25 protein-coding genes and 1 tRNA gene are annotated in these 25,767 nt (G+C 52.6%); 18 read left to right on the top strand and 8 right to left on the bottom strand.

What is annotated here, in order from left to right:
* Positions 1 to 82: 82 nt before the first annotated feature.
* The 3 genes from FH871_RS01460 to FH871_RS01450 all read right to left on the bottom strand — a co-directional run bounded on the left by FH871_RS01460 (position 83) and on the right by FH871_RS01450 (position 4,355).
* Complete coding sequence (locus FH871_RS01460) at positions 83 to 1,366, bottom strand: adenylosuccinate synthase (protein WP_138989561.1); 1,284 nt, start codon at positions 1,364 to 1,366, stop codon at positions 83 to 85.
* Between the two features lie 93 nt (positions 1,367 to 1,459).
* Positions 1,460 to 1,978, bottom strand: coding sequence for a Fur family transcriptional regulator (locus FH871_RS01455; RefSeq protein ID WP_138989560.1), 519 nt, complete (start codon positions 1,976 to 1,978; stop codon positions 1,460 to 1,462).
* Between the two features lie 130 nt (positions 1,979 to 2,108).
* A complete protein-coding gene (locus tag FH871_RS01450; RefSeq protein ID WP_114409445.1) occupies positions 2,109 to 4,355 on the bottom strand; it encodes a bifunctional (p)ppGpp synthetase/guanosine-3',5'-bis(diphosphate) 3'-pyrophosphohydrolase in 2,247 nt (748 codons plus the stop codon).
* Positions 4,356 to 4,614: 259 nt separating this feature from the next.
* Between FH871_RS01450 and FH871_RS01445 the strand changes: the two genes are divergently transcribed.
* Both FH871_RS01445 and tig read left to right on the top strand, forming a co-directional pair.
* Positions 4,615 to 4,696: transfer RNA gene (locus FH871_RS01445), tRNA-Leu, on the top strand.
* 115 nt (positions 4,697 to 4,811) lie between these two features.
* Positions 4,812 to 6,170 carry a trigger factor gene (gene tig / locus FH871_RS01440; RefSeq protein WP_138989559.1) on the top strand — a complete coding sequence of 453 codons (1,359 nt, stop codon included), beginning with the start codon at positions 4,812 to 4,814 and terminating at the stop codon, positions 6,168 to 6,170.
* 98 nt (positions 6,171 to 6,268) lie between these two features.
* Here tig and FH871_RS01435 read toward each other — a convergent pair whose 3' ends face one another.
* Positions 6,269 to 6,667, bottom strand: coding sequence for a helix-turn-helix domain-containing protein (locus FH871_RS01435; protein ID WP_138989558.1), 399 nt, complete (start codon positions 6,665 to 6,667; stop codon positions 6,269 to 6,271).
* A gap of 228 nt (positions 6,668 to 6,895) precedes the next feature.
* Between FH871_RS01435 and FH871_RS01430 the strand changes: the two genes are divergently transcribed.
* The 10 genes from FH871_RS01430 (at position 6,896) to argB (ending at position 16,539) form a co-directional block, all read left to right on the top strand.
* A complete protein-coding gene (locus tag FH871_RS01430) occupies positions 6,896 to 7,570 on the top strand; it encodes a ClpP family protease (RefSeq protein ID WP_114409442.1) in 675 nt (224 codons plus the stop codon).
* A 103-nt stretch (positions 7,571 to 7,673) separates the two neighbouring features.
* Positions 7,674 to 8,138 carry a heme-binding domain-containing protein gene (locus tag FH871_RS01425; protein ID WP_138989557.1) on the top strand — a complete coding sequence of 155 codons (465 nt, stop codon included), beginning with the start codon at positions 7,674 to 7,676 and terminating at the stop codon, positions 8,136 to 8,138.
* Between the two features lie 240 nt (positions 8,139 to 8,378).
* Positions 8,379 to 9,614 carry an ATP-dependent Clp protease ATP-binding subunit ClpX gene (gene clpX, locus FH871_RS01420; RefSeq protein WP_138989556.1) on the top strand — a complete coding sequence of 412 codons (1,236 nt, stop codon included), beginning with the start codon at positions 8,379 to 8,381 and terminating at the stop codon, positions 9,612 to 9,614.
* Between the two features lie 135 nt (positions 9,615 to 9,749).
* Entirely contained in the window at positions 9,750 to 10,388 is a 639-nt protein-coding gene (locus FH871_RS01415) for a hypothetical protein (RefSeq protein WP_138989555.1), read from the top strand.
* A 224-nt stretch (positions 10,389 to 10,612) separates the two neighbouring features.
* Positions 10,613 to 11,260, top strand: a complete 648-nt coding sequence (locus tag FH871_RS01410) for a hypothetical protein (RefSeq protein ID WP_138989554.1) — start codon at positions 10,613 to 10,615, stop codon at positions 11,258 to 11,260.
* Between the two features lie 132 nt (positions 11,261 to 11,392).
* The gene (locus FH871_RS01405; RefSeq protein ID WP_138989553.1) at positions 11,393 to 12,121 is read left to right on the top strand and encodes an alpha/beta fold hydrolase; all 729 of its coding nucleotides are present in this window, start codon (positions 11,393 to 11,395) and stop codon (positions 12,119 to 12,121) included.
* Between the two features lie 215 nt (positions 12,122 to 12,336).
* Positions 12,337 to 13,494 carry a hypothetical protein gene (locus tag FH871_RS01400; protein WP_138989552.1) on the top strand — a complete coding sequence of 386 codons (1,158 nt, stop codon included), beginning with the start codon at positions 12,337 to 12,339 and terminating at the stop codon, positions 13,492 to 13,494.
* 147 nt (positions 13,495 to 13,641) lie between these two features.
* A complete protein-coding gene (locus tag FH871_RS01395; RefSeq protein WP_138989551.1) occupies positions 13,642 to 14,769 on the top strand; it encodes an aspartate aminotransferase family protein in 1,128 nt (375 codons plus the stop codon).
* 28 nt (positions 14,770 to 14,797) lie between these two features.
* Complete coding sequence (locus FH871_RS01390) at positions 14,798 to 15,745, top strand: N-acetylornithine carbamoyltransferase (protein ID WP_138989550.1); 948 nt, start codon at positions 14,798 to 14,800, stop codon at positions 15,743 to 15,745.
* Positions 15,742 to 16,539, top strand: coding sequence for an acetylglutamate kinase (argB, locus tag FH871_RS01385; RefSeq protein WP_138989549.1), 798 nt, complete (start codon positions 15,742 to 15,744; stop codon positions 16,537 to 16,539). The genes FH871_RS01390 and argB overlap by 4 nt, the downstream gene beginning before the upstream one ends.
* Here the strand turns inward: argB and FH871_RS01380 are convergent.
* From FH871_RS01380 to FH871_RS01365, 4 genes are all read right to left on the bottom strand, one after another.
* On the bottom strand, positions 16,536 to 17,078 hold the full coding sequence (locus FH871_RS01380; protein WP_138989548.1) for a C40 family peptidase: 543 nt from the start codon (positions 17,076 to 17,078) through the stop codon (positions 16,536 to 16,538). The two genes, argB and FH871_RS01380, sit on opposite strands and share 4 nt — an antisense overlap.
* 222 nt (positions 17,079 to 17,300) lie before the next feature.
* Positions 17,301 to 18,257, bottom strand: coding sequence for an esterase-like activity of phytase family protein (locus tag FH871_RS01375; RefSeq protein ID WP_138989547.1), 957 nt, complete (start codon positions 18,255 to 18,257; stop codon positions 17,301 to 17,303).
* 163 nt (positions 18,258 to 18,420) lie between these two features.
* Complete coding sequence (locus tag FH871_RS01370; protein ID WP_138989546.1) at positions 18,421 to 19,218, bottom strand: hypothetical protein; 798 nt, start codon at positions 19,216 to 19,218, stop codon at positions 18,421 to 18,423.
* A 42-nt stretch (positions 19,219 to 19,260) separates the two neighbouring features.
* The gene (locus tag FH871_RS01365) at positions 19,261 to 20,529 is read right to left on the bottom strand and encodes an NAD(P)/FAD-dependent oxidoreductase (RefSeq protein ID WP_138989545.1); all 1,269 of its coding nucleotides are present in this window, start codon (positions 20,527 to 20,529) and stop codon (positions 19,261 to 19,263) included.
* Between the two features lie 81 nt (positions 20,530 to 20,610).
* Here FH871_RS01365 and FH871_RS01360 point away from each other — a divergent pair, with 81 nt between their 5' ends.
* The 6 genes from FH871_RS01360 to FH871_RS01335 all read left to right on the top strand — a co-directional run bounded on the left by FH871_RS01360 (position 20,611) and on the right by FH871_RS01335 (position 25,762).
* Entirely contained in the window at positions 20,611 to 21,186 is a 576-nt protein-coding gene (locus FH871_RS01360) for an aminodeoxychorismate/anthranilate synthase component II (RefSeq protein ID WP_138989544.1), read from the top strand.
* 52 nt (positions 21,187 to 21,238) lie between these two features.
* Positions 21,239 to 22,036 (top strand): alpha/beta fold hydrolase, encoded by a 798-nt coding sequence (locus tag FH871_RS01355; RefSeq protein WP_138989543.1) that lies wholly within the window; start codon positions 21,239 to 21,241, stop codon positions 22,034 to 22,036.
* A 160-nt stretch (positions 22,037 to 22,196) separates the two neighbouring features.
* Entirely contained in the window at positions 22,197 to 22,865 is a 669-nt protein-coding gene (locus FH871_RS01350; RefSeq protein WP_114409423.1) for a CBS domain-containing protein, read from the top strand.
* 92 nt (positions 22,866 to 22,957) lie between these two features.
* The gene (locus FH871_RS01345) at positions 22,958 to 23,842 is read left to right on the top strand and encodes an NAD kinase (protein WP_138989542.1); all 885 of its coding nucleotides are present in this window, start codon (positions 22,958 to 22,960) and stop codon (positions 23,840 to 23,842) included.
* A gap of 187 nt (positions 23,843 to 24,029) precedes the next feature.
* Positions 24,030 to 25,019 carry a DUF6089 family protein gene (locus tag FH871_RS01340; RefSeq protein ID WP_138989541.1) on the top strand — a complete coding sequence of 330 codons (990 nt, stop codon included), beginning with the start codon at positions 24,030 to 24,032 and terminating at the stop codon, positions 25,017 to 25,019.
* 32 nt (positions 25,020 to 25,051) lie between these two features.
* Positions 25,052 to 25,762 (top strand): DUF6089 family protein, encoded by a 711-nt coding sequence (locus FH871_RS01335; RefSeq protein WP_229316931.1) that lies wholly within the window; start codon positions 25,052 to 25,054, stop codon positions 25,760 to 25,762.
* The last annotated feature ends 5 nt before the right edge of the window (positions 25,763 to 25,767 follow it).

Here is a 25,767-nt window from a genome sequence, read left to right as displayed (position 1 = left end):
AATGGCTCAAAAGTAATAAAAAAAGACCTACAGGGCGCTTTCGTCCTTGCAGGTCTCTCAAATCAGTAGTATAAACCGGGTGTTATACGACGGCTTCGCGGTGAATGATCGCGCCCCGATCCGGGCCGGTCGAGATAAAGCTGATCGGCAGGCCCAGTTCGGCTTCTAAAAAGTCGATGTAAGCAGCCAGTTCGGTCGGCACTTCTTCGTAGATATGAAAGTTAGCCAGATCGGTTTTCCAGCCTTTGAATTCCTTATAAACCGGGACGACAGCCGTATCACACAGGTCATAAGGCAATTGTTCCGTAATTGTGCCGTCCGGCAACTGGTAGTGCGTACAGATGTTGATAGTGTCGAAAATGTTCAGGACATCGACTTTCATCATAATCAGTTGCGTCACGCCGTTGATCATGATGGCGTATTTCAGGGCGGGCAGGTCGAGCCAGCCACACCGGCGGGGGCGACCCGTCGTTGCGCCGAATTCCCGGCCTTCCGCCCGCATCCGTTCGCCGGTTTCGTCCGACAGTTCGGTGGGGAAGGGTCCGCTGCCAACGCGCGTGCAGTAGGCTTTGAAAATACCGAACACCTCCCCAATTTGCCGGGGCGCAATGCCCAGGCCGGTGCAGGCACCCGCCGACATCGTGTTCGAACTGGTGACGAAAGGATAGGAGCCAAAATCAATGTCGAGCAGTGATCCCTGCGCACCTTCCGCCAGCACTTTCTGACCCGCACTTAAGGACCGGTTGACTTCGTATTCACTTTCAACCAGTTGAAACTGTTTCATGAATTCCACCGCTTCGAAGAATTCCGCTTCGGCCTGTGGCAGAACCGACTGGTAATCAAACTGGTGGTGGTCCAGCGTGATCTTGTGGAGGTCAACCAGTTTGGTGTATTTAGCACGGAAGTTCGGGGAAAGCACATCGCCAACGCGCAGACCCTGACGGGCTACTTTGTCCTGGTACGTTGGGCCGATTCCGCGCAGGGTCGAACCGATTTTCGATTCGCCTTTGGACAGTTCATAAGCCGCATCCAGCAGCCGGTGGGTCGGCAGAATAATCGATGCTTTTTTGGAAATAAAGAGGTTACGCGTCAGATCGAGCTTGTATTTGGCTAAACCGTCGATCTCTTTCCGGAACACGATCGGGTCGAGAACAACGCCGTTTCCGATGATATTTTTGATGTCCGTCCGGAAAATTCCCGACGGAATCTGGTGCAGGACATGCTTATAGCCGTCGAATTCCAGCGTATGACCGGCATTCGGTCCACCCTGAAACCGGGCCACCACTTCGTACTGCGGGGCCAGTACATCCACAATTTTCCCCTTACCTTCGTCGCCCCATTGCAGGCCGAGTAATACATCTACCATAATAAAAATTTAAAAAATGACTGCGTTCATCGAGTTAGGTTTTAGTCGTTGAAACGAAGTGTTTGGGTGCTATTGCCCCATAATTAGTAATTCCTATGACACCAGCGGTTGTCCGCCGTGTTCCTGAAGATCTTTTTCTTCCTCGCTTTTGGTCCGGTTTTCGCAATGGTCGCGCTGGCAGCTACCGTAGAAAATCAGCGAGTGGTGCATCACGTTGAATTTCAGCATGTCACCCACCAGTGACTGAATATTCTGGACGCGTGGATCGCAGAACTCCATCACGTGGTGGCAATCCGTGCAGATAATATGATCGTGCTGCTTGTAACCGTACGACTTCTCGTATTGCGCCAGGTTTTTTCCGAACTGGTGTTTCGTTACCAGATCACAATCCACCAACACATCGAGGGTGTTGTAAACCGTCGCCCGACTGACCTGATACTTCTTATTTTTCATCGAGATGTAGAGTTCATCGACATCAAAATGATCTTCACGGTTATAGATCTCTTCCAGAATAGCGAAGCGTTCCGGGGTCTTCCGCAGGGCTTTGCTTTCTAAATACGCCGTAAAAATTTTCTTTGCGGCATCGAGGTTGGCTTGTTTCGCTATGGGCATAACTTCACATTTATGGATTCCGGAGTTCGGCGTGTTGAGCTTAAGAAGCTGGTAGTAAAGTATATACGAGACTTTTTGCACCCATATCCATCCACTCCAAAATCCCAGAACTCGCTAATGCAGTACAAAATTAATCAAACCGGGCTACTTTCACGACTCCATCGACTTTTTCGAGTTTTTTCATCAACTCTTCGAGGTGACGGGTGTTGTGAACGTATAACTTCAGGGTGCCTTCAAAAATTCCGTCTTTCGAGTCAATCGTGATCGACCGGATGTTGATGTGCAGTTCGTTACTGATGATTTTGGTCACGTCGTTCACCAGACCCACGCGGTCGGTGCCCGTAATCCGCAAACCGGCCAGAAAAGCCAGGTCGCGCTGCGACGTCCACTTGGCTTTGATAATCCGGTTGCCGTGGTTCGACATCAGTTCAACGGCATTCGGGCAGGTGGTTCGGTGGATTTTAATGCCTTCGTTGACCGTCACAAACCCGAAAACGTCGTCACCCGAGATCGGATTGCAGCACTTTGCCAGCGTGTAATCGATCCGGTCCATGTCTTCGCCGATCAGCAGCATGTCGGCGTCGGCCCGCTCGCCGTGGAGTTTCTTCAGTTCTTTTTCAAACTGTTTTCCGTCCTGAAGCGTGTCAGTATTGAGTTTGTTCTGGCGGTTTTCCTTGGATTCCTTGTCCGACTTGAACCGCTTCAGCTCCTGAACATCAATGTGCCCCTTGCCAACGCGGTAGAAGAAATCATTGGATGTTTTGGAACCGAAATACGCCCGAAGCTGATTGAGAACCTCGTTCGTCATTTCCAGACGAAGCGTTTTCAATTTTCGGGCCACGGCTTCGCGCCCGTCTGTAATGTGCTGTTTGTTCTCCTCCTTGATGAGGTCTTTGATCTTGGTTTTGGCTTTCGACGTTACCACAAACCGCAGCCAGTCCTCGTTCGGTTTTTGCTTGTTGGAGGTAATGATCTCGACCTGATCGCCATTGTTGAGCACATGGCTGAGCGGCACCAGCGTCGTGTTGACCTTGGCCGCCATACACCGCGCCCCAATCTGGGTGTGAATGTCGAAGGCAAAATCCAGGGCCGTGGCGCCCCGTTGCAACACCTTTAAGTCGCCTTTGGGCGTAAAGACGAAAACTTCCTCGCTGTACAGGTTACTTCGGAAATCATCCAGAAACTCGATGGCCCCGGTTTTTTCGTTACTGGCCGATTCGAGCATTTCGCGCACCTGACTGATCCAGGTTTCGATGCCACGCCCGGTCTGGGTTTCGTTGCCTTTGTATTTCCAGTGAGCGGCATACCCTTTTTCGGCGATTTCGTTCATGCGGGCCGTCCGGATCTGTACTTCGACCCACTGCCCGGCTTTGCTCATCACCGTGGTGTGCAACGACTCGTAGCCGTTGGCGCGGGGGGTGCTGATCCAGTCTTTCAACCGGTCGGGGTTGGGTTTGTAATGATCCGTTACGACGGAGTAGGCCTGCCAGCAACCGGCTTTTTCGCTTTCGGGCGGTACGTTCAGAATGATCCGGATGGCAAACAGATCGAAGATTTCCTCGAACGGTTTTTTCTGTTTGCTGAGCTTGTTGTAGATGGAATAAATGGACTTGGGGCGGCCTTTCACCACAAAATCGTAGCCCATTTCTTTCAAATCTTCTTCAATCGGCTCAATAAAGCGGGCGATGAAGCGATCCCGGGCGGTTTTGGTTTCCCGCAGTTTCCGGGCAATGTCCTTATAGGCTTCCGGTTCGGCGTATTTTAAGTACAGGTCTTCGAGTTCCGACTTGATCGCGTTCAACCCCAGCCGGTGGGCCAGCGGGGCGTAGATGTAAATCGTTTCGGAAGCAATTTTGAGCTGTTTGTCGCGGGGCATTGAGTCGAGCGTCCGCATGTTGTGCAACCGGTCGGCCAGTTTGATCAGGATCACCCGCACGTCGTCCGACAACGTCAGCAGCATTTTGCGGAAGTTCTCGGCCTGTTGCGAGGTGCCGTATTCAAATTTTCCCGAAATCTTGGTCAGGCCGTCGATGATCCTGGCAACCTTCGGACCGAAGAGCCGGTCGATGTCGGCAATCGTCATGTCGGTATCCTCCACGACGTCGTGCAGCAGGGCGGCAACGATGGAGGTGGTCCCCAATCCGATTTCTTCAACGGCAATCTGGGCAACGGCGAGCGGGTGATAGATATAGGGTTCGCCCGACCGTCGGCGCATGCTCTGATGGGCTTCCAGGGACGTATTGAACGCCTTTTTGATCAATTTGGCGTCATTATCCTTCAACATCGGTTTCGCTTCCCGCAGTAACCGGCGGTAGCATTTCAAAATTTCTTTCCGTTCCTGGTCAAGATCGATGACCGGTTCAGCGGTTATGTCCATAGGGGTGCGTCCTTCTTCTTGGGTTATACGCTGCATCACTTTCGGCTACAGGATATACATTAATATTAGAAAACTGACTCAGCAAATCAAAGGAATAGTTAGAAAAAATAATCCTCGTTCAGGAAGTGGTTGCTCAATACAGAAATCATTTGTACTTTTGCAGGCCAAAATTAGTTTGGGAGTTAGAACAGGATGGGCTTTGGGCGCGAATACAGAACGCTTCACTACCCTAACGACTAAAAGCCCCAACTAGATATTCGCGGGCGTGGCGAAATTGGTAGACGTGCCAGACTTAGGATCTGGTGCCGCAAGGCATGGGGGTTCGAGTCCCTCCGCCCGTACAAGTTTTAATTGTGAATGAGTGAATTAGCGAATGAGCGAATAGATTTTTATCTCTATATCCGCGTTTGTTAATTCACTCATTCTTTCATTCACTCAATCACTCAATATTTTTCTGTGGAAATTGCATTAGAAAAATCAACGGAAACCAACGCTTCGCTGAAAATCAAGCTATCGAAAAGCGACTATCAGCCGGAAGTAGATAAGAAATTGAAAGACTACGGACGTCGGGCCAGCATCAAAGGGTTTCGTCCGGGCAAAGTGCCTACCTCGTTGATTCAGAAAATGTACGGCAAAAGTGTGCTGGTGGAAGAAATCAACGAGTTGTTGAAAAACACGGTCAGCAACTACATCCGCGACCATAAATTGCAGGTGGTTGGCGACCCGCTGCCCGACCGTGAGCAGGCCGACGCCATCGACTGGGATAGCCAGAATGAGTTTGAATTCAATTATAACCTGGGCCTGGCTTCGGATTTTGAAGTCGATTTCGACGCTTTGCCACCGGTACCATCGTACGAAATTCAAGCGGGTGAAACCGAGTTGAATTCAACCATCGAAGAACTGAAAACCCGGTTTAGCGGTCAGGGGCACGTCGAAGAATCAGCCGAAGGCGACATGATTTACGGCGAACTGAAGCAACAGGCGAAAGAAGACGGCGAACCGTTTGCCACCAAAACCGCTTTCCCAACCAAGCAAATCGCGGCCGAAGAACTGCCGAAATTTGTGGGTCTGAAAAAAGGCGATACCGTCACCTTCGATATTCAGAAAACATTTGTTGACGAAAAATCCCGCGGGCTGGCTACCGGCCTGAAAGGGGAGGAAGCCGCCAATCTGGAAGGTGAATTTACCTTTACCGTCGATGACATTACCCGCAGCGAACCGGCGGAAATCGGCCAGGAGTTTTTCGATAAAGTGTTGGGGAAAGATGCGGTTGAAACGGAAGAGCAGTTTCGTGAAAAAGTGCTGGAGGTGATCAAAGGCAACTACGGACGTGAGTCGGCGACACTGGAACGGCTTGATATTGAACAGGCTTTGCTCGATAATATTACCATTGAACTGCCGAATGATTTCCTGAAGCAGTGGTTGCTGACCACCAACGAAGGCAGTGTGACGGAAGCCGAAGTGGAAGAGCAATACGATGCCTTCGCCCGTTCGGTGAAACTGCAACTGATCAAAAACAAAATTGCCAGCCAGAACGAGATCAACGTGACGTACGAAGATGTGCTGAACGTGACGCGGGGCATGGTGCGCGAACAGTTCGGCTTCTACGGCGACGATGAGTCGATGAACCAGAGCATCGACAAGATTGCCCAGCAGTATTTGATGGATGAAAAAGGCGAAAATTACATGAAAATGTACAACCGCCTTTCCGACGATAAAGTGATCGAGCTGATCAAAAGCAAGTTGACGCTGGAGCCAAGAACGGTTTCCGTGGATGAGTTTAAGGAATTGGTGAGCACCCGCCAACCGGTATAAACCGGTTGCGGTAATCGATTTGGTAGAGATCGGGTTTTAATGCCCACCGCTGTCAGGGTCTTCGGCCGAAACTCGGCCCGGCGCTAACAGGGTGGGGATTAAAACCCGATTCGGTTTCGGTCGGTCGGTGGAACGAGATGGCGGACGACTTCGACGAGGGCCATGTCTTCGGCTTTCCGTTTCCAGTAGGCCACTTCCATCCGGAGCTTTTCGATTTCCAGGTCTTTTCGCTCCTGCGCGGATTTCAATGTTTCGACCTGGTGAACCACTTCCGCCGGATACAATTCCTGATGCGGGGGGATTTCTCCCGACAGCAACTGGGCCGCCGTGGTGCCGAGTGCGGTCGCAATTTGCTGCAAGCGCGAGATGGTTACGTCCGTTTTGCCCCGCTCAATATCTCCGTAAGCGGTGGTGGAGAGTCCCAGCATATCGGCCATATTTTCCTGCGAATACCCCTTCTGTTGGCGCAGTAAACGGATTTGGGAACTTATCGTCATGACGTCTCAAGAAATTCTGATAATATAATAAGTCAAACCGACTATCAAAACCGGGTTTGATTGCCCATTTTTGTATCGTAACACGGACAAAGGGGAAGTTGGTTTCAAAACCGGTTTTCAGTCATCAACCTGCCTTTGTTCCGGAAAAAAAAACGAAGGCTGACAACCGGATACCAGAGAGTGCGTTAAGTTTGTATTTTCGTTGCGCTAAACAGAAGAATAATCAGTATGAATCAAGGAAATGAATTCCGCAAATTTGCCGTTCACCACATGGGTCTGAACGGGTTGACGGTGGATGGCTACGTGAACCATACCGTTGAAAATATGACCCGCTCCGTGATTGAAGAACGTCCGATGAACTTCCGTGAAGTCGACGTTTTCTCCCGGCTGATGGCCGATCGGATCATCTTCATGGGGATGGGCGTTGATGATAACATCGCCAACATCATTGTCGCACAGTTGCTTTTCCTGGAATCTGCCGACCCGAAAAAGGATATCCTGATGTACATCAACAGCCCCGGTGGCTCGGTGTATGCCGGTTTGGGAATTTATGACACCATGCAGTATGTCCGGCCCGACGTCGCCACGGTTTGTACGAGCCTGGCCGCATCGATGGGTGCGGTATTGCTTTGTGGAGGAGCTGCCGGCAAACGCTCGGCACTGCCCCACGCCCGGGTGATGATTCACCAGCCGTCGGGGGGAGCCCAGGGCCAGTCGGTCGACATCGAAATCACCGCCCGTGAAATCGTAAAATTGCGGGATGAACTGTATGAAATCATCGCGGATCATTCCGGAAAAACGAAGGAGCAAATCGAAAAAGATTCCGACCGCGACAAGTGGTTCCGGGCTGAAGAAGCCAAGGAATACGGCCTGATCGATGAGGTATTGCGTCGGGAAAAATAAGATCCGGAAGAATCGGATACCCAAAACGGAAACTGTCTGCGACGGTTTCCGTTTTTTTTACCGGGAAAGTCACTATTTTAGCGTCTTCCTCTAAACTACGGCTATGAAAAAGAATATCCTGATCGGAATTATCGTGTTATTCGTTGGTATTCAATTCATTCGGCCCGAAAAAAATGAAGGACCCGCAGATACGCCCCAGGACGTCACGCATTTTGTAACGGTACCGGATGCGGTGATGACCACCCTGAAACGGGCGTGCTATGATTGTCACTCCAACCATACGACTTACCCCTGGTATGCCAGCGTCAGTCCGGTGAGCCTGTGGCTGGCCAATCACGTCGAAGAGGGCAAAAGCGAACTCAATTTCTCCAATTTTGCCCAGTACGACAAAAAGCGCATGGATCACAAGCTGGAGGAAATGGCGGAAGAAGTGGAGGAAGGGCACATGCCTTTGCCAGCCTATACGCTGATTCATCAGGATGCCAAATTGAGCGAGGCCCAGCAGCAACTGATTGTCGAATGGGTCAAAACGGAGCGGGCGCGGCTGGGGGTCATTCCCGAAAAATAAAAAGTCTCCACAAAAAGCGGCTGGATTGGGGCGCAAAACCGGGTTCGGTTTGCTTTCCAAGCTCGTATCGTTTTCTGAATGCACCCTCATCAATTACCCAACCGAATTTTCTAGTATATTTGTTTTGGCACGACCCGGTTCCCCCAGTGGGTTCTGCTTTTTTATCAGTTGAGCCGGAACCCGGCGACTGATACCCAACGTTAAGCGAAAACGCGATCTAAATCGTTTAGAAAAATTTTTATGCCACAAGTGAGCTGTTCGTTCTGCGGACGACGGAAAAACGAGGTGTCCCTCCTGCTGTCGGGCATCGATGCCCATATTTGTAATTTCTGCATCGAGCAGGGCCATCAGGTGGTGCTGGAAGAAACCAAACCCAAACGGTCGAATCCGGAAGACCGCCCCAACTTCAATCTCGTCAAACCGATGGAGATGAAAAGTTACCTGGACCAATACATCATCGGGCAGGACGAGGCCAAAAAAGTGATGACCGTTGCCGTTTACAACCACTACAAACGGTTGATGCAGCCGCCAACGGATGACGAAATTCAGATTGAGAAATCGAATATTGTGATGGTCGGGGATACGGGAACCGGCAAAACCTATCTGGCGCGGACCATCGCGAAGATTTTGCAGGTGCCTTTCTGCATTGCCGACGCCACGGTCATTACCGAGGCCGGGTATGTGGGCGAGGATGTGGAAACCATTCTGACCCGTTTGTTGCAAGCCGCCGACTACAACGTCGAGAACGCCGAGCGGGGCATCGTTTACATCGACGAGATCGACAAAATTGCCCGGAAATCGGACAATCCGTCCATCACCCGTGACGTGAGCGGAGAAGGCGTACAACAGGCAATGTTGAAGCTGCTGGAAGGGTCCATCGTCAATGTGCCACCCCAGGGCGGGCGCAAACACCCCGACCAGCGCATGATTGCGCTCAACACGGAAAACATCCTGTTCATCTGCGGAGGAGCCTTTGACGGCATCGACCGGCACATCGGCAAGCGCGTTAATGCCCGGCCCATCGGTTTTTCGGGTGGCCGCCGGTTGAACGAATCGCTGGAGCGCGCGCATTTGATGCGGCACGTATCGGCGCAGGATCTGAAATCGTTCGGTCTGATTCCGGAATTAATTGGGCGCTTGCCCGTCCTGACCTACCTCGAACCCCTCAGTTCTGAGGCTTTGCGCCGGATTCTGACGGAACCTAAAAACGCCATCACCAAGCAGTATGCCAAGCTGTTCCAGATGGAAGATATTCAATTGTACTGGGACGATCTGGCCCTCGATTACGTAGTCGATCAGGCGATGGTGTATAACCTGGGAGCCAGGGGATTACGCTCCATTTGCGAGTCGATCATTACGGATGCCATGTACGAACTGCCCTCCACGAAGGAAGTGAAGGAATTGACCATCACAGTCGATTACGCCCGGGAAAAATTCGGGAAGTCGTCGCTGCACGTTCTGCGGTCAGCCGCCTAGCCTGACGGACTGGAACCGGAATCGACCCGGTTCCAGTCCGTCAGATTTTTTTTGGGAAACAGAACAAATCCGGTTTTGGGAAGTTTTGGATACGAAGCAACCATCATGCTTCGTCAAAACCTCAATTATACCCGTATGAAAACTTCTTCCCGAAACGTGATTTATGCGTTGATCGCCACGGTTTTATTCAGCGCCTGCAGCCGTCCGTATGCCACTTACCAGAAAATGCCTGTCGAGCATTATGGCAGCCGGAAAACCCAAACCCCGGTAGCAGTACCTACTGAAGTGGTGTCTACTGAAAAAGCCCTTGTCACCACCCAACCAGACGCGGCAATTATCCCTTCTTCTTCTCTGCCTACGGTCGTCAGCACACCATCAGCGGATGCCGCAAAAGCCAAAGCGGCCGTTGATCAGGTTGTCGCCAGCAGTGCCAACAAGGTGACGAGCAACAAGCTACAGAAAAGCATGGCCCGCATTCAGAAAATGCTGGGAGCTGAAAACACGCAAACGGCGATGGATGCCCGCAAAGCTGGTGTGGCCAAAAAGCCCAATCTGGCCGAACGCTTGATGTTGAAAAACGTCGATAAAAAAATCAAAAGAGCCCTCGCACCCAACCACCCCAACGCTCCCAAAGCCGTAAACGTCATCGTGACCGTGGGTGCCATTGTGGCTCTGGTCGGTTTGATTTTATACTTAGCCACGACTTCCAACGCCATCGGGATCACGCTCCTCATTGTTGGACTTGTCCTGCTGCTGGTCGGATTGATCGTCTGACGGCACGTATAACGCGCCCGGTTTTTCGAAACCGGGCGCGCTGCATTTCCGCCTTTCTGGCGTAAAATGACCGTTTTTGGGTGCGGTAAATAAATTTATCCCGTTGCCTGTAGAGTTTTTTGTAAAAAATAGAGTCAAGTTTTGCAGGGTTGATAATCATTCTGCTTTTTTGCCCCCAGTTACAACGAATACACATTACTCATCTAATCTCCAATTTACATTTCATGAGAACATTTTCCAAACTGGCAGTGTATGCACTGCTTTCTTCAGCTTTGTTGAGTGCCTGTAGCCGTCCCTATGCTACCTATCAGAAAATGCCGGTCGAACGCTTTGGCAGCCGTCAGGAGGTTTCTGCGGTTCAGGCCGTGCCGACTCCGGTGGAAGACGTAGCGGTGGCATCGGTAGAAGCACCGGTCCTGACGCCCGCTGAGCAGGCAACGCCCCTGACTACGGCGGCAGCGCTGAAAAACGTTGAGCAGAAACTCCAGGAAACCGTTGCTCGCAATGATAATAAACTGGCTGGTAACAAAAAGCTGGAGAAGCGGATGGCCCGCGTTCAAACCATGCTGGCGGAAGCGAGTGCCAAAGCCGCTACCACGACCACGAAAACATCGGCTTCAGCATTGACCTCGACGCACAAAATGAATCTGGCGGAGCGGATGATGATGAAGAAAATCGATAAGAAAATCAAAAACTCGCTGGCTCCGGACGAAGCAAAAGCCATGAGCCGGACGCTCCGGGCGGGTGTTATTCTCGGCGTAGTTGGTTTGATTTTAGTTATTTTGGGAATTCCGGTCTTGTCGTTGATTGGTCTTTTAGCACTGATTGCCGGTCTGGTACTGATTCTGGTGGATGTGCTCGCGCAGGCGTAGCGAATCGCCCCCGACTTGGTCATAAAGACAACTTAGTTTGGCGTAGTAATCGACTTTCGGGTCGGCTACTACGCCGAACTGTTTTCAGACTTTCCGGTTATTAGCAGTACACACCTTAAAAGCAATGGAACGATGAGTGAGAAACCAGTAATTGTGTTGATTCACGGCCACGGCGTTGATGCGGCCATCTGGAACGCAGTCTATGACAAGCTGGCCGCCCACTACCGCGTTGTGAAACCCGATCTTTCTCAACAAACCCGCCACGAATCGATGGATGCCTACGCCGAGGATCTGTTTAGTTTGGTGCAATCGTCGGAAATTGAATCGTGCGTGCTGGTTGGTCATTCGATGGGGGGCTACATTGCGCTGGCTTTTGCCGAACAGCATCCCGAGCGGGTCAGCGGTCTGGTGTTGCTCAATTCAACGGCTTTTGCCGACGATGAAGCCAAAAAAGAGGCCCGGCAGAAGGCGGTTGACACCATGCAGGCCAACGGTTCGAAGCCCTTTATCGAACAAACCGTTCCTAAAATGTTCGGGGAAACCTTCCGTAAAAACCATTCGGATGTGGTGCAGCAGTACGTACAACAGTATTCGACACTTCCGGCAGAAGCCCTCATTGCGGGGGTCAAGGCCATGGCTTCGCGCCCCGACCGGACGGCGGTTTTGAAAGAGGCCGCTTTCCCGGTAATGATTATTGCGGGCCAGCAGGATCAGATCGTACCGATTGAAAAAAGCCGGGAATTGTTCACCGCGGTTTCCAATACGAAAACCGTTGTCCTGGAAAATGCCGGCCACCTGGGCATGATCGAAAGCCCGGACGACGTGATAATGGCCCTCCGGGACTTTGTGGCCGGTTTATAACGATACCATTGAAGGAATCCGAAGCGGTATGGGGGAAACCTGATACCGCTTTTCGTTTTACGGCAATCCGAACAGAAAGGGGATAAAAGCCGGATGACCGATTAATAAATCACCCGGCTGGTTCTGGGTAGTTTGCGATACCTTTAGGCCCATATCTACGGATGGAAGTTATGTCGGAATCCGCAATTCACCACATCCCTTTACGCAGCAGACGCATGCCTACGGTCGCCGATGTCGAACGGATTGCCGCCCTGACCGACCCGGTGGTTCGAAACCTGCAGATTACACAGTGTTACTACGAACTTTCGTCGGCTTTTGCCGAACGCGCAGGCGGGGGAGCCAACTGGTGTACCTACGCCACCTGGGCTTCCAAACAGGCCGGGCAAACCATCCGCCGGGAAGATGTGGTCCGGGAACTGGAAGCCCGTTTGCGCATTCAGTCGGAAGCCGGCGAGGCCATTCAGAAAATCATTGGTCTGGTGCGGCAACTGGGTGCCAAACAGAAACCGGATGCCATTCGCGCCCTGATCTGGAACACCGTTGTGGTGACCGCGCTCAACCGGGCGAGCGAGGCTGTGAGCCGGGGAAACCGGAAGGTTTTTATCGAAATCGGGCGCGCGTTTGCCCGGTTTATAGCGATTTGTCAGCCGGATCCGGTTTACGATCCGGCTCATCTCGAACAATTTTTACGGGAACTCCGGCCCGGCAACCCACCGGAAGGGCAGCAATATCTGCGGCAGGCTTTCACGTCGTATTACCAGTCCTGGTTTGAAACCGATCCGAAGCAACAGGCCGAACTCCGGCTGCTGGCGAATCTCCGGATCGGTTTTCACGAACAAACCCGCTTGCAACCCGAAATTGCCGAATCGCTCCACCTGACTCCCATCGATCCGGCGGTGCTGAAAAACCGCCTGATGGAACTTGTGTTTCCGGCGGGCAGTGTGCTGGGCCGAATGCGGTTGTTTTTTCTGGAAACCATCGGCCAGATTGCCCCCCTGGACCGTGCCATCGAATCGCTGGTGGCGGCCATCCACCAGCAGATTCGGCTGGTGGTGACCGAACAACTGATGACGATGTCTTTTCCGCCCAATGTGCGCCTGCGGCTGGGCCGCGATTTGCTGGTGGATTTTCCGGCATCGCTCCGGCTGATTACCAACCCGGATTTGCAAACGCTGCTGCTACAAATCGACCCTACGGCCAACAGCTTGCTGGAAACCGGCGCGCGTGACTGGGCCGATCTGCCCGAGCGGATTCACTTCATTGCCGACCTTTTCCGCTGCTACCACGAATCGGCGGCCCTACACGAAGCTCCCTTTTCGCCCGATCAGGTGGCGGTTTTGGAGACGGGTAAACGACCCACCGGCCGACTTTGAACCTCTGTCCGCTATTGATGGTTATCAAAAGCAGGCAGTCAGGCCTGCTTTTTACATTTTTAGCAACGATTTATCGCCAGAATGCGTAAAATTGCAGGCTGAAAATCAAGTACCTGAAATTAGTAATTCGCTTAATCCAGTTTCAAAATGCTTTTCAACGTCTATCCGCTCTACGACATCGAACCCATTCGGGCGCAGGGCAGCTATTTATGGGACACCAAGGGGGATCGTTACCTCGACTTATACGGTGGTCACGCGGTTATTTCAGTCGGCCATACCCATCCCAAATACGTCAGGGCGTTGACGGAGCAGTTGAACCGGATTTCGTTCTATTCCAATTCCGTACGGATTCGGCAGCAGGAAGAATTGTCGGAAAAACTGGGCACGATGTCGGGCTACCCGGATTACGCGCTGTTTTTGTGCAATTCCGGGGCCGAAGCCAACGAGAATGCCCTGAAACTGGCGTCGTTCCATACGGGTCGGAAAAACGTGGTGGCTTTCAAAAAGTCGTTCCACGGCCGGACCGCCGGAGCCGTAGCGGCTACGGACAACCCGTCCATCGTAGCCCCCATCAACTACAATGAACACGTTACGTTCCTGCCGTATAACGACATCGAAGCCGCAAAGGCTGGTATTACCGACGAAACCTGTGCCGTTATCATCGAAGGCATCCAGGGCGTTGGCGGGATTCAGGTCGCTTCCGATGCATTTCTGCAAGCCCTGCGTCAGAAGTGTGATGAAACCGGCGCCATTTTGATCCTGGACGCGGTTCAGTGCGGTTATGGTCGTTCGGGCCAGTTCTTCTCCCACCAGTTCAGCGGCATCACGCCGGATCTGATCACGATGGCGAAGGGCATGGGCAACGGTTTTCCGATTGGCGGGGTGCTGATTTCGCCCAAATTCCATGCGACCTACGGTTTGCTCGGCACCACCTTCGGCGGCAACCACCTGGCCTGTACGGCCGGTATTGCGGTTCTGGACATCATGCAGGAAGAGAATTTGATCGAAAATGCCGCCCAAATTGGTGAATATATTATGGACGGCGTTCGGCAGATTGGCGGTTACAAAGACCTGCGGGGCCGGGGACTGATGATCGGGATTGAATATGATTTCCCGGTCGAATCCCTGCGGAATTCGTTGCTGTTCGAACACCGCATTTTTACGGGCGTTGCGGGAAAAAACACCATTCGCCTGCTGCCTTCGCTGGCGCTGGGCCGCGAAGAAGTCGATGTATTTCTGGAAGCATTGAGCAAAGAAGTGCGCGTAGTTTCTTAACCGCTTAAACCTGACTCTGCTACTAGAAATGACCAATTTTTTAGCGTACGACGACGTAACCGATTTGAATGCCCTCATTCAGGAGGGATTGAATGCCAAACAGAATCCTTTTGCCGATCAGTCGCTGGGCCGAAACAAAACGATTGGCCTGATCTTCTTCAATTCCAGTCTGCGGACCCGCATGAGCACCCAAAAAGCCGCTCAGAACCTCGGCATGAACGTCATCATGATGAACGTCGGGCAGGATAGCTGGGGGCTGGAGATGGAAGAAGGAACCGTTATGAACGGCGACAAGGCCGAACACGTCAAGGAAGCGGCCGCCGTGGTCGGAAAATACTGCGACATTGTGGCTGTTCGGGCCTTTGCCGGCCTGAAAGACCGCGAGCAGGATTACCGGGAAGTGGTGATGAACCAGTTCAAAAAATACGCCGGCGTTCCCATCGTCAATCTCGAATCGGCCACGCGCCATCCGCTGCAATCGCTGGCCGACTGCATCACCATCGAAGAGTTCAAAGTCCGGAAACGTCCTAAAATCGTGTTGACGTGGCTGCCGCATTTCAAACCGCTTCCGCAGGCCGTGGCCAACTCGTTTTGTGAGTGGATCAACCACATGGATGCCGAATTTGTGGTGACGCACCCCGAAGGCTATGATCTGGCGCCGGAGTTTGTCGGCAACGCCCGCGTGTCCTACAACCAGGACGAAGCATTTGAAGGCGCCGATTTTATTTACGGCAAAAACTGGTCGTCCTACCAGCAGTATGGACAGGTGTTGACCCAGGATGCGTCGTGGATGGTGACGATGGATAAAATGAAGCTGACCGACAACGGTAAATTCATGCACTGTCTGCCGGTTCGACGCAATATGAAAGTAACGGATGAGGTACTGGACAGCCCGCAATCGCTCGTGATCGAACAGGCCGCCAACCGGGAATGGTCGGCGCAGGCGGTATTGAAAGGCGTATTGCAAGGATTATGAATAGTCTGACAATCATTAAAATAGGCGGAAACGTCATCGATAATCCCGACGCACTGAACCACTTTCTAGCTTCGTTTCGCGGGATTCACGGGCATAAAATTCTCATTCACGGGGGCGGTAAAATTGCCACTCAGGTCGCCGAAAAGCTGGGCATTTCGACCAAGATGGTCGAGGGACGCCGGATTACGGACCAGCCCATGCTCGATGTCGTAACGATGGTTTACGGCGGGCTGGTTAACAAGCAGATTGTGGCGAAGTTACAGGCCCTTGGCGTCGATGCCATCGGGTTGACCGGTGCGGATGCCAATACCGTCCTTTCGAAAAAACGGGCAGTGGGGGCCATCGACTACGGTTTTGTTGGCGATATCGAAGAGGTCAATTCCGGCCAGATTCAGTATTTCGTCCGGCAGAATCTGACCCCGGTTTTTGCGCCCCTGACCTACGACCGCACCGGAAGTTTGCTGAATACCAATGCCGACACCATGGCATCGGCGATTGCGGTGGACATGGCAGTTCGCAACGAGGTGACGCTCGTCTATTGCTTCGAAAAGAAGGGTGTTTTGTCCGATCCGGACAACGACGACAGTGTGATTGCCGAACTGACGCCCGAAATCTACGCCGATTACAAAAGCCAGGGAGTTATCAACAAAGGCATGATTCCCAAGCTGGACAACGCCTTCAAAGCGGTTGAAAAGGGGGTGAAACGCGTCATTATCTGCCACGCCAATCAGGTTGCCGAAGCGGTGAGCGGGAATGGCGTCGGTACGGTTTTGCGTTCGGGCGTTCCCGCCTAGCCAACCACCCGCCGGATGCCGACGTAACGCTGTTGGTAGTAACTCGCGTGCAGCCAGTCGTAACGCACCCCGCCGTTCCAGGCCGAATGGATGAACTTGATGCGGTCGCCCACAATCTCGACAATCATGCCGACGTGTCCGATGTGACTGCTGCGTGAACTGTGGCCTTTGAAGAAAATAAGGTCGCCGGGGCGGGCTACCTCCTGATCGATTTTGACGCCGACATTGCCCTGAGCGGCACTGGAATGCGGTAAGGTAATCCCGAATTTACTGAAACAAAACCGGGTGAAGCCGGAGCAATCGAAGCCGCGTGGGGACGAACCGCCGGAGCGATACCGCGAAGAAATGTATTTTTTGGCGTAGCCGAGAATGTCGTGAACCAGGGGAATTCGCTCGTAAAAAGCAGTTCGATCGGTGGTATCCGCCGAAACGGGATGGTTTACCGGGTGTTTTTTCGCGATTCGTTTTAGCGGGCGATGGGCTTGAGCAATGCCAAACGAGACAACGCAAAGCGCCGTCAGGAGCACTTTTCTAATCATAAATTAGTAGGTCAAGTCAAGTTTCGATCTCTAAAAATAGAACCGTTTGCTAAAAAGTCCAAACATTTTACTCCTTTTTACACCTTGGTAACAAATAAATAATGGCGGGCTTTTACGCTTCACCAGGCGTAGAAGTAGGGCTAAGCTGCTGAGGGCAAGCGGTTTTTGGGACCCATTAGAGGGATGGAAATGGAGGAGAACTTGATGCCGCTTACTAAAAAGTCAGTTGGGCTGCATTTCGAGCAAAACAACCTGGGTCCACTGGTTTTTACCGGTATTGTCGTCCGACATCACCACCAGCATTTTCCGGCCATCGACGTCTTCGCCCCAGGCCATGCTCTCCAGGTTGTCGGGCCGAAAACCGTTCCGCCCGTTGAAATCGAAAGCCGGTTTGTCTTTCCGTTTGAGGAGTTGCCGACGCGCTTCGTCTACCTGCGCTTCGTAGAGTTTTACGGTGACGGCCTTCGTGGTTTTTTCGTAACAGCGTTCCAGCACCAGCAGCCGGGTTTCGTCGCCCGGAACGGAAATAATCTCCGACACCCCACCGAGGGCTTCGTTGGAGTCGCTTGGGCAGACATTCCGGTCGATCTCGTAACTGAACTCAGCGTCGAACACCACCGAGCCGTTGCTTTTTTTGTACCGGTAAAAATGAATCAGCGGATGGTCAACCCGGGCTTCTTCCCGCGAACCGGCTTCGGGTGCAACCCACAGATACTGCGGAGTTACGGCCAGCCCTTCAATGCCTTTGTTTTTTTGGGGAATGGGCATGGCGTGGGGCAAGGTCAGTCGCTGGATGGCATCGCCCGGCTGCGGGAGCGAATGTCGTTTAAAACCAACGTAGGACTCCTTTTCATTTTCGACGGCAAAAAAATAGGTATCCAGGGCCGGATCATACCGCACGGCTTCGAGGAAAAGACCCGTTTGAAAGCTCGAATCCGGCTCGCAAACCCAGTCGGAAAGCTGGTGAATGGTTCTGAAAAGGTGGTACGCTCCCCGGTCTTCGGCCAACTGCCATTCCTGTCGCTCCGAAATGTATTCTATTCCGGAAATATTGTGGAGGTTGCGGCTGCGGGGCAGTGTCAGGTAGTCTTTGAGCGTGAAGGATACGGTCTGGCTGTGGGTTGGAAATGTGAAAGCCAAACCGAATAGGCTAAAGAGAAGGCCCGGTAAGTTCTTCATGAAACGAGTTACGGAGTCGGTGATGATCAGCAGAAAGCGATTTCATGGTTTTCGCTTTTTTGGTCAAGTTACACTTCTTTGGCCGGAATTGCAGATCGCATCCGAAAGTAGGGGTGAACCATAGTGGTTTCGGTGGCCCGGCGCATCGAAATTTCCGGTGCGCTCAACTTCTTTTACCGGTTTTCGCTTCCCGCTCCAGCCGTTGGTAGACCGTCTCGAAATCGTCGCCGGCTTTCAACTGGTCGACCAGTTTCGTCAATCCGTTGCGGCCCACCACCGCCAGCCAGCGGGACACTTCCCGACCGGCGGTCATATACGCCAGCATGACCCGGTTGGAATTTCCCGAAAAAAAATCTTTCAGCGATTCCAGTTCGGTCAGCTTCAAAACCACCTGCTGCCCGTGCGATTGCTCCTCCCAGTGATCCTGGAATTCGTCGTGGCGACGCAGGCTGTCGGTGGCCGTCGTAAACCGCTGGTCGATCAGCAGCGCCAGCCCCTCGTTGAACCACTGCGGAATCTGGCGCTGGGTTTTCAGCCAGCCCAGGCGGGTAAAAAGCTCGTCGTGACACATCTCGTGGGCCAGCACGTCGGGGTTGCGGCCATACGGATTGATGATGATCCACGATTCGCCCCAGGGCGTTCCGAGGCTGCAACCCGCGCCTTCGCCATCGTGGCAATACTGCTGGTATTGCTCGGGCGACTGACAAAAAATCACCGTAGCCCGGCCTTTCGCCGGACTGTTCCATAACTGTTCAAGCCGCTTTTTCGCTTCATTGATTTCAAAAAGCAAATAAATTCGCTGGCGTTCCGGGGTGCTGGCGTCGACCCATACATTGGCTGTGAGCCGCTGAAAGTCAGCGGTATACTCCAGAAGTTGGCAGCGAAAAATCTGCGGAAAGGCCGCAAAGTACGCCAGCGGCAAAATCAGCAGAAACACCAGGAAGCGGACAAACCAACGCATTAAAATCTGTTTTTGGGTATACGGAAAACCGTGCGTCGGTGCCTATTCAACGGTTTCATGCGCAATGATCAGCTCGGCGACGTTCCGCCCGGTCTGCATCGCGGCATTGAGCGATGGATAGGCGGTTTGATCCCCGCATTGGTACAGATTTTCGGCGCGTTTCAGCGGAGCGTGCTGCGTGCCCGGATAATAGGTTGGGAGGGCTTCCGGAATATGGTAGGTTTTCAGCCAGCGCCATTGGTCGACCTCATGACCAAACCAGCCGACCAGTTCTTTCTGAATCCGTTCGGCCAGGGCTTTTTCATCCACCACTTCCAGTCCGTGCGTACTGACCGAAATCAACGCCCGGCCGTCGGGGGCGTAGGAGGGAGCCACGTCGTTCAGAATGGCAATGTTATGAAGGGCGGATTGGCGGTTTTCATTCAACAACAACAGTTTTTCAGCACCGGATGGTTTTGCTTTGGGCGACTGGGGGGCCGTAAAATACGTGTTGGTGGTGGCATTGAACAGCCGCACCGGATTTTCAAGGCCCAGCAGGCGGTTGGCGGCTGACGCATCCACGGCCAACACAATCACTTCAGCCTGAAGGCTTTCACCGGTTTCCAGTGTGAGGGTAGAATCCCGGATTTGCCGCACCGGCGCATTGAGCCGGATCTGAGCCGGGCTCAGTCGTTTGGCCAGTTGCTGCGGAATGGCTTCCATGCCCGCGGCTGGCAGAGCCGCGTCACCCGTATAGAAATTCCTGAAACAGAACTGGAAGAAATTGCTCGACGTAGCCAGGGCATCTTCCAGAAAAATACCGCCGAAAAATGGCCGGAAAAACCGGTTGATGATCTGTTCCGAAAATCCGAAATCTTCCAGAAAAGTCTCGGTATCGGTGGCTTCCTGTTGAAAAAAAGTCTCGCTCGAGATCCCCGATACGTACCGCATCAGTTCGACAATCCGCAGTTTATCACTGAAGGTTCCTGCCTCGGAAGCCAGGGTTTGAAACAGACCCGACGGCTCGCGCAGCGGATTGATGAACGGAATCCAGCCGCCCGCGGGCTGATGGATCAGCGCACCGGAACGAAACGGCTGTAGTTTCAATGCACCGTAATCCAGCAACCGTTGCGCTTCGGGATAGGCTGTCAGCAGGATTTGAAAACCCCGGTCGAGCCGAAAACCATCGACAACATCCGTCCGGATGCGGCCACCGACGCCGTCGGAGGCTTCCAGTAAGGTGGCCTCGATACCGGCCCGGCGGAGGTAAACGGCGCAGGTCAGGCCGGCCATGCCTGCTCCCACAATGACTACAGAAGATTTGGACTGCATCAGGATTCAGTTCGTTTTTTTACAAAAATACAGCTTACCGGATAGGATGATTACTTTTGTACTTTTAGTTTCTCATCCCCCATGCATTTACTCGTACTGGACAACATCGACTCGTTTACTTACATGCTCGTCGACTACCTGAAACAGGCCGGGGCAACGTGTCGGGTGGTGCGCAATACGGCGTCGCTGGACAAGATCACGGCGGAATCGTACGACGGCGTAGTTTTGTCGCCCGGCCCCGGAACACCCCGACAGGCGGGTTGTCTGTTAAACGTAATCGAACACTACCACGAGCAACTTCCGATGCTGGGTGTTTGTTTAGGTCATCAGGCGTTGGGCGAATATTACGGCGCCCGGCTGGTCAAGGCGGCCAAACCGATGCACGGAAAACTATCGGTGATTAGGAAATCGGCTGAGGATGCTTTGGTAGCTAATTTGCCGGACGAGTTCATGGTTACCCGGTATCATTCGCTGGTGCTGGTAGACCTGCCCGCCGAACTGACCGAACTGTCCACTACGAATGAGGGCGAAAACATGGCGTTTCGGCACCGAAATCTGCCCCTTTGGGGCATTCAGTTTCACCCCGAAGCGGCATTGACCCAGTACGGATTAGCAATTTTAAAAAATTGGATTACCTTTGTGAAAACAACTAAATAGTGACCATTTCGTTGTACTTTTCCAATTTTTCTACGACAAAACCAAGACCGCTATGAACTATCGTGTTCGGAAAGAAGGTAACTTCCGTTACATTGATGAAGGACAAGGCGACGTATTGCTTTTACTTCATGGATTATTCGGCGCTTTAAGCAACTGGGACGGCGTGATCAACGCCTTCGCTGACCGGTATCGGGTTGTAATTCCGGTGATGCCAATTTATGAAATGCCCATTCGGGAAGCCGGACTGGAAGGACTTGTGAAGTTTATTGAAGAGTTTCTGGCTTTCAAAGATCTGGACAATCTGACGCTGCTGGGGAACTCCCTGGGCGGCCATGTCGGGCTGTTGTACACGCTGAAACATCCGGATATGGTGAAACGGCTCGTGTTGACGGGCAGCTCCGGGTTGTTTGAAAACTCGATGGGCGGTTCTTACCCGAAACGGGGCAGCTATGACTACATTGCCGAACGGGTTGCTTACACGTTCTACGACCCGAAAGTAGCGACGAAAGAACTGATCGACGAAGTCTTCGAAATTACCAACAGCATTCCGAAATGCCTGCGGATTGTGGCCATTGCCAAATCGGCCCAACGCAACAATGTGGCGAAGGAAATCCAGCACATTACCGTACCCACCCTCCTGATCTGGGGGCTGAACGATACCATTACGCCACCGGAAGTAGCCCACGAATTCAATCGCCTGATTCCCAACTCAGAATTGCACTTTGTTGATAAATGTTGTCATGCGCCCATGATGGAACATCCGGATCGTTTCAATACGCTGCTGACCGATTGGCTCATCCGACAACCCCTGAATGCTACCAGTCGGCAGAGCGATCTCACCATTGCCTGATGGAATTAAGAAATTTCCGAAAAGATTTTGAAACTCTAACGGAAATTTCTTAGTTTTCAACTATACTGTTCCAGTTACACAACATCGGAGATCTCTTCCAGAAATTTTCCGGATGCTTTTGGACAATAAACAGGTACAGAGTAGTAAACAACCGACATCGATGCTGGCCTCCGAACTAATAGACCCGATGATACCGGCCCTGAAGCCGACGGATACCGTTGGGCAGGCCCTCGACTGGATGCAGGAACACCGTGTTGGCCAATTGGCCATTGTCGATCAGGGCCAGTACAAGGGCCTCGTCAATGAAGACCTGCTGATGGATGTGCCGGATGATACCCACCAGTTGAGTGAGGTCATGCGGCTTTTCGAGCACCTGTCGGTTCATGAATCCCAGCACCTCTACGAACTCCTGAGTTTAATTACCGAACACCGGCTGCAGGTGATTGCGGTGGTGAACGACGAACAGGAGTTTGTCGGGACGGTTTCTGCCATTGAACTCCTCAAACAGTTTGCCCAATTGCTGGGCGTTCAGGAAGCGGGCGCCATTCTGATTCTCTCCATCAACGAACGCGATTACTCGATGGCCGAAATCAGTCGGCTGGTCGAATCGAACAACGTCCGGATCATCAGCAGTTACTTTGCGGGCGCTGCCTACGGAATGCCCGATAAATCGCGGCTCACGCTCAAACTCAATCGCAAAGACATTACGCCGGTGGTTGCCACACTCGAACGCTTTGGCTACTCCATCGAAGCGGCTTTTGCCAATACCCCCATCGAATCCATCGACCAGGGACGACTCGATTTGTTGCTCCGGTACCTGGATTCGTAATTCATCCGGCATTCCGTCGGCAGTCGATAGCAGATTCTTGGACTTTTCTCTCATCTTTGCAAATCTGACTGACGAACTGACTGACGATTTTTATGAAAATTGCTATTCACGGACGCAATTTTGCCGACCTGGCTACCCCGTTCATCCAATCCATGTTCGATGAGCTGGCCCGGCGGCAAATAGAAGTGCAGCTATCTGAAATCTACCGTTCGTTCCTGGATTCTGCCGGTATCGCCCACCATTCTACCTTAACGTATACCTCGTACCTCAACATTTTCGACGCCGATTTTGCGTTCAGCCTCGGCGGTGACGGAACGCTGCTCGAAGTGCTCACCCACGCCGGGCCGCGCGGTATTCCGATTGTAGGCATCAACATTGGCCGGCTCGGTTTTCTGACCACCATTTCACCCGAAAATCCGGAAATGCTGCCAAGACTGCTGCAAGCTCTGTCGATCGGCGACTACCGGCTCGATGAACGGACGCTGGTGAATCTTCAATCAGACGAAGACCTCTTCGACGGGGTTCCGTTCGGACTCAATGATGTGACCATTACCAAAACCGAAACGTCGTCGATGATCACCGTTCATACCTACCTCAACGGTGAGTTTCTGAATTCCTACTGGGCCGATGGCCTGATCATTTCAACGGCTACGGGCTCGACCGGGTATTCGCTGAGTTGTGGAGGGCCGCTGCTGCTGCCACACAACAGCAACTTCATCGTGACGCCCATCAGCCCGCACAACCTGAACGTCCGGCCGATGGTGGTGCCGGATTCGGCGCAATTGTCGTTTGAAGTGGAAAGTCGCAGCAATACGTTTCTGGTTTCGGTAGACTCCCGTTTTCGTACCATCAACACCGGTACCCGTTTGAGTGTCCGAAAAGAAACGTTTGCGGCCAAACTGGTTAAGATGAGCGATGACAGTTTTCTGAATACGCTGCGAAACAAGCTAAGCTGGGGCTGGGATATTCGAAATTAAACCGGACAAAATACCTTTACAGCAATCTGGAGCCTTCTTTCGCTCAGAATGCGCAACAGTTTTAGCAAGCGACCCAATAAAATACCAAAAACGGGCGTTTCAGAGGAGGAGATTGGCCAAACCGGTCAAAATTCCAGTCGATGAATCAGAGGCTCCGGGTTTCCGGTGCGGTAGTAAGCAAAGAAACATGAAGAATAACCTACTGATTACCAGTTTGATTGCTGCCACCTGTCTGGCGATGCAACCGGTCGATGCACAGGCGCAAAATGGCAGAAATCCCTTTGTACCTTATTCGGAAGTGGGTCTGGGACTGGGAACCGCCAGCTATTACGGCGAGATTGCCGGGTATCGCAAACCCCTTAAATCCACATTTCTAATGATGCGCTGGAGCGCGGGGGCCATGTATACCCGGCACTTTACGCCGAAGCTGGCCGCGCGTGCGTCGTTTACCTGGGCGCGAATCGCGGGTGACGATTATACCTACAACCGCAAAGACCTCAATTCCGGGATTGTTCAATACGCCCGGAACCTGCATTTTCGCAATGATCTGAAAGAATTTGCCCTCTCCGGGATTTATCAGTTTGTGCCGGACGGACGCAATCCGAATTACCGTGCCAAACTGACGCCGTATGTATTTCTGGGAATTGCGGCCGTTGCCCACAGCCCGGAAGCCCGAACCCCGGTTGGTTTCGGCACCACGCCCGACGACACGGAGCAACGCTGGGTAAAACTGCAACCGCTCGGAACGGAAGGGCAGGGGCAAAACGGCGTAAAACCGTATTCCCTGGTCACCCTGGCAATTCCGGTGGGCTTTGGGGTGAAATACCGGCTGAACGACCGGTTTGGTCTGGCCGGTGAAATTGGATTCCGCTATACGACCAGCGATTACCTGGACGATGCCGGCGGAGCCTACCCGGATCCAACCATCCTGAAAGACGATCTGGCGCGGGTGATGTCCGACCGCCGTCTGGAGCCGACCGCTGCCCGGAAAGGGGGCGACCGCGTTGCTGAATTACAAAACTACCTGAACACGACCGACCCTATGGGCGTGCTGGCCGCTGATCCTGCTTATTCTACGCGGGGGGCCGACGGGGTTTTCAACGATGGCTACATGACCATTAGCTTTCAGGTACATTACGTTCTGACGCCACGAATTAAATGCCCACCGATCAAATAAATTACCCCTTGTCTGTCTGCCCGTATATTTTGGTGCCTGATCGTAAGTCGGTCGTCCGTTTTCTGACGGATGGCTGGGTGATAACGGTTTTTTGTCTGGTGATGAACTGTAGCGCGTGGGCACAATCGACTCCGACCTGGGAAGTGGGTGCCGGTCTGGGCGGGATGATTTACAAGGGCGACCTGGCCCCCAGCCTGATTCCGGGAAACATTCGCCCCGCCGGTAATTTGCTGGTGCGTTACAACGTCAGTCAGCCGTTCACGGTGCGGATCAACGCCGGTTTAGGGCAGATTGCCGGGAAAGACAGCCGGTTTAACGATCCGTTTCAACAGGCGCGTGATCTGTCATTTAAGACCTCGATCCGGGAACTGAACGTGTTGATGGAATACAACTTCCTGAATTATGCCAGTCAGCGGAAAGTGAAGAACTGGACGCCCTACGTATTTGGCGGACTGGGCCTGTTCACCTTTAAGACCAACCCCCGGAGTCCGGGCTACCAGCGAAAATCGCTCTTCCATTTCCCGCTGGGCGTGGGCGTGAAGTACGAATTTAAACGACCCTGGAGTCTGGGGCTTGAATACGGAACCCGGTTTTCCGGATCCGATTACCTGGACAATTTCGGGGCCAATACCTTTGGTGATACGGATAAATTGCGGAACGGCGACCCCGTTTCCAAAGATACATACACCTACCTCGGCGTCACGTTGACCTACCGTTTCTACCGGATTACGTGCCCTGAATAACCATA

This window comes from Larkinella sp. C7, assembly GCF_006149005.1.
GTDB lineage: Bacteria > Bacteroidota > Bacteroidia > Cytophagales > Spirosomataceae > Larkinella.
Note: the sequence above shows the minus strand (reverse complement) of the source record. Positions and strands in the feature narration are given on the sequence as shown.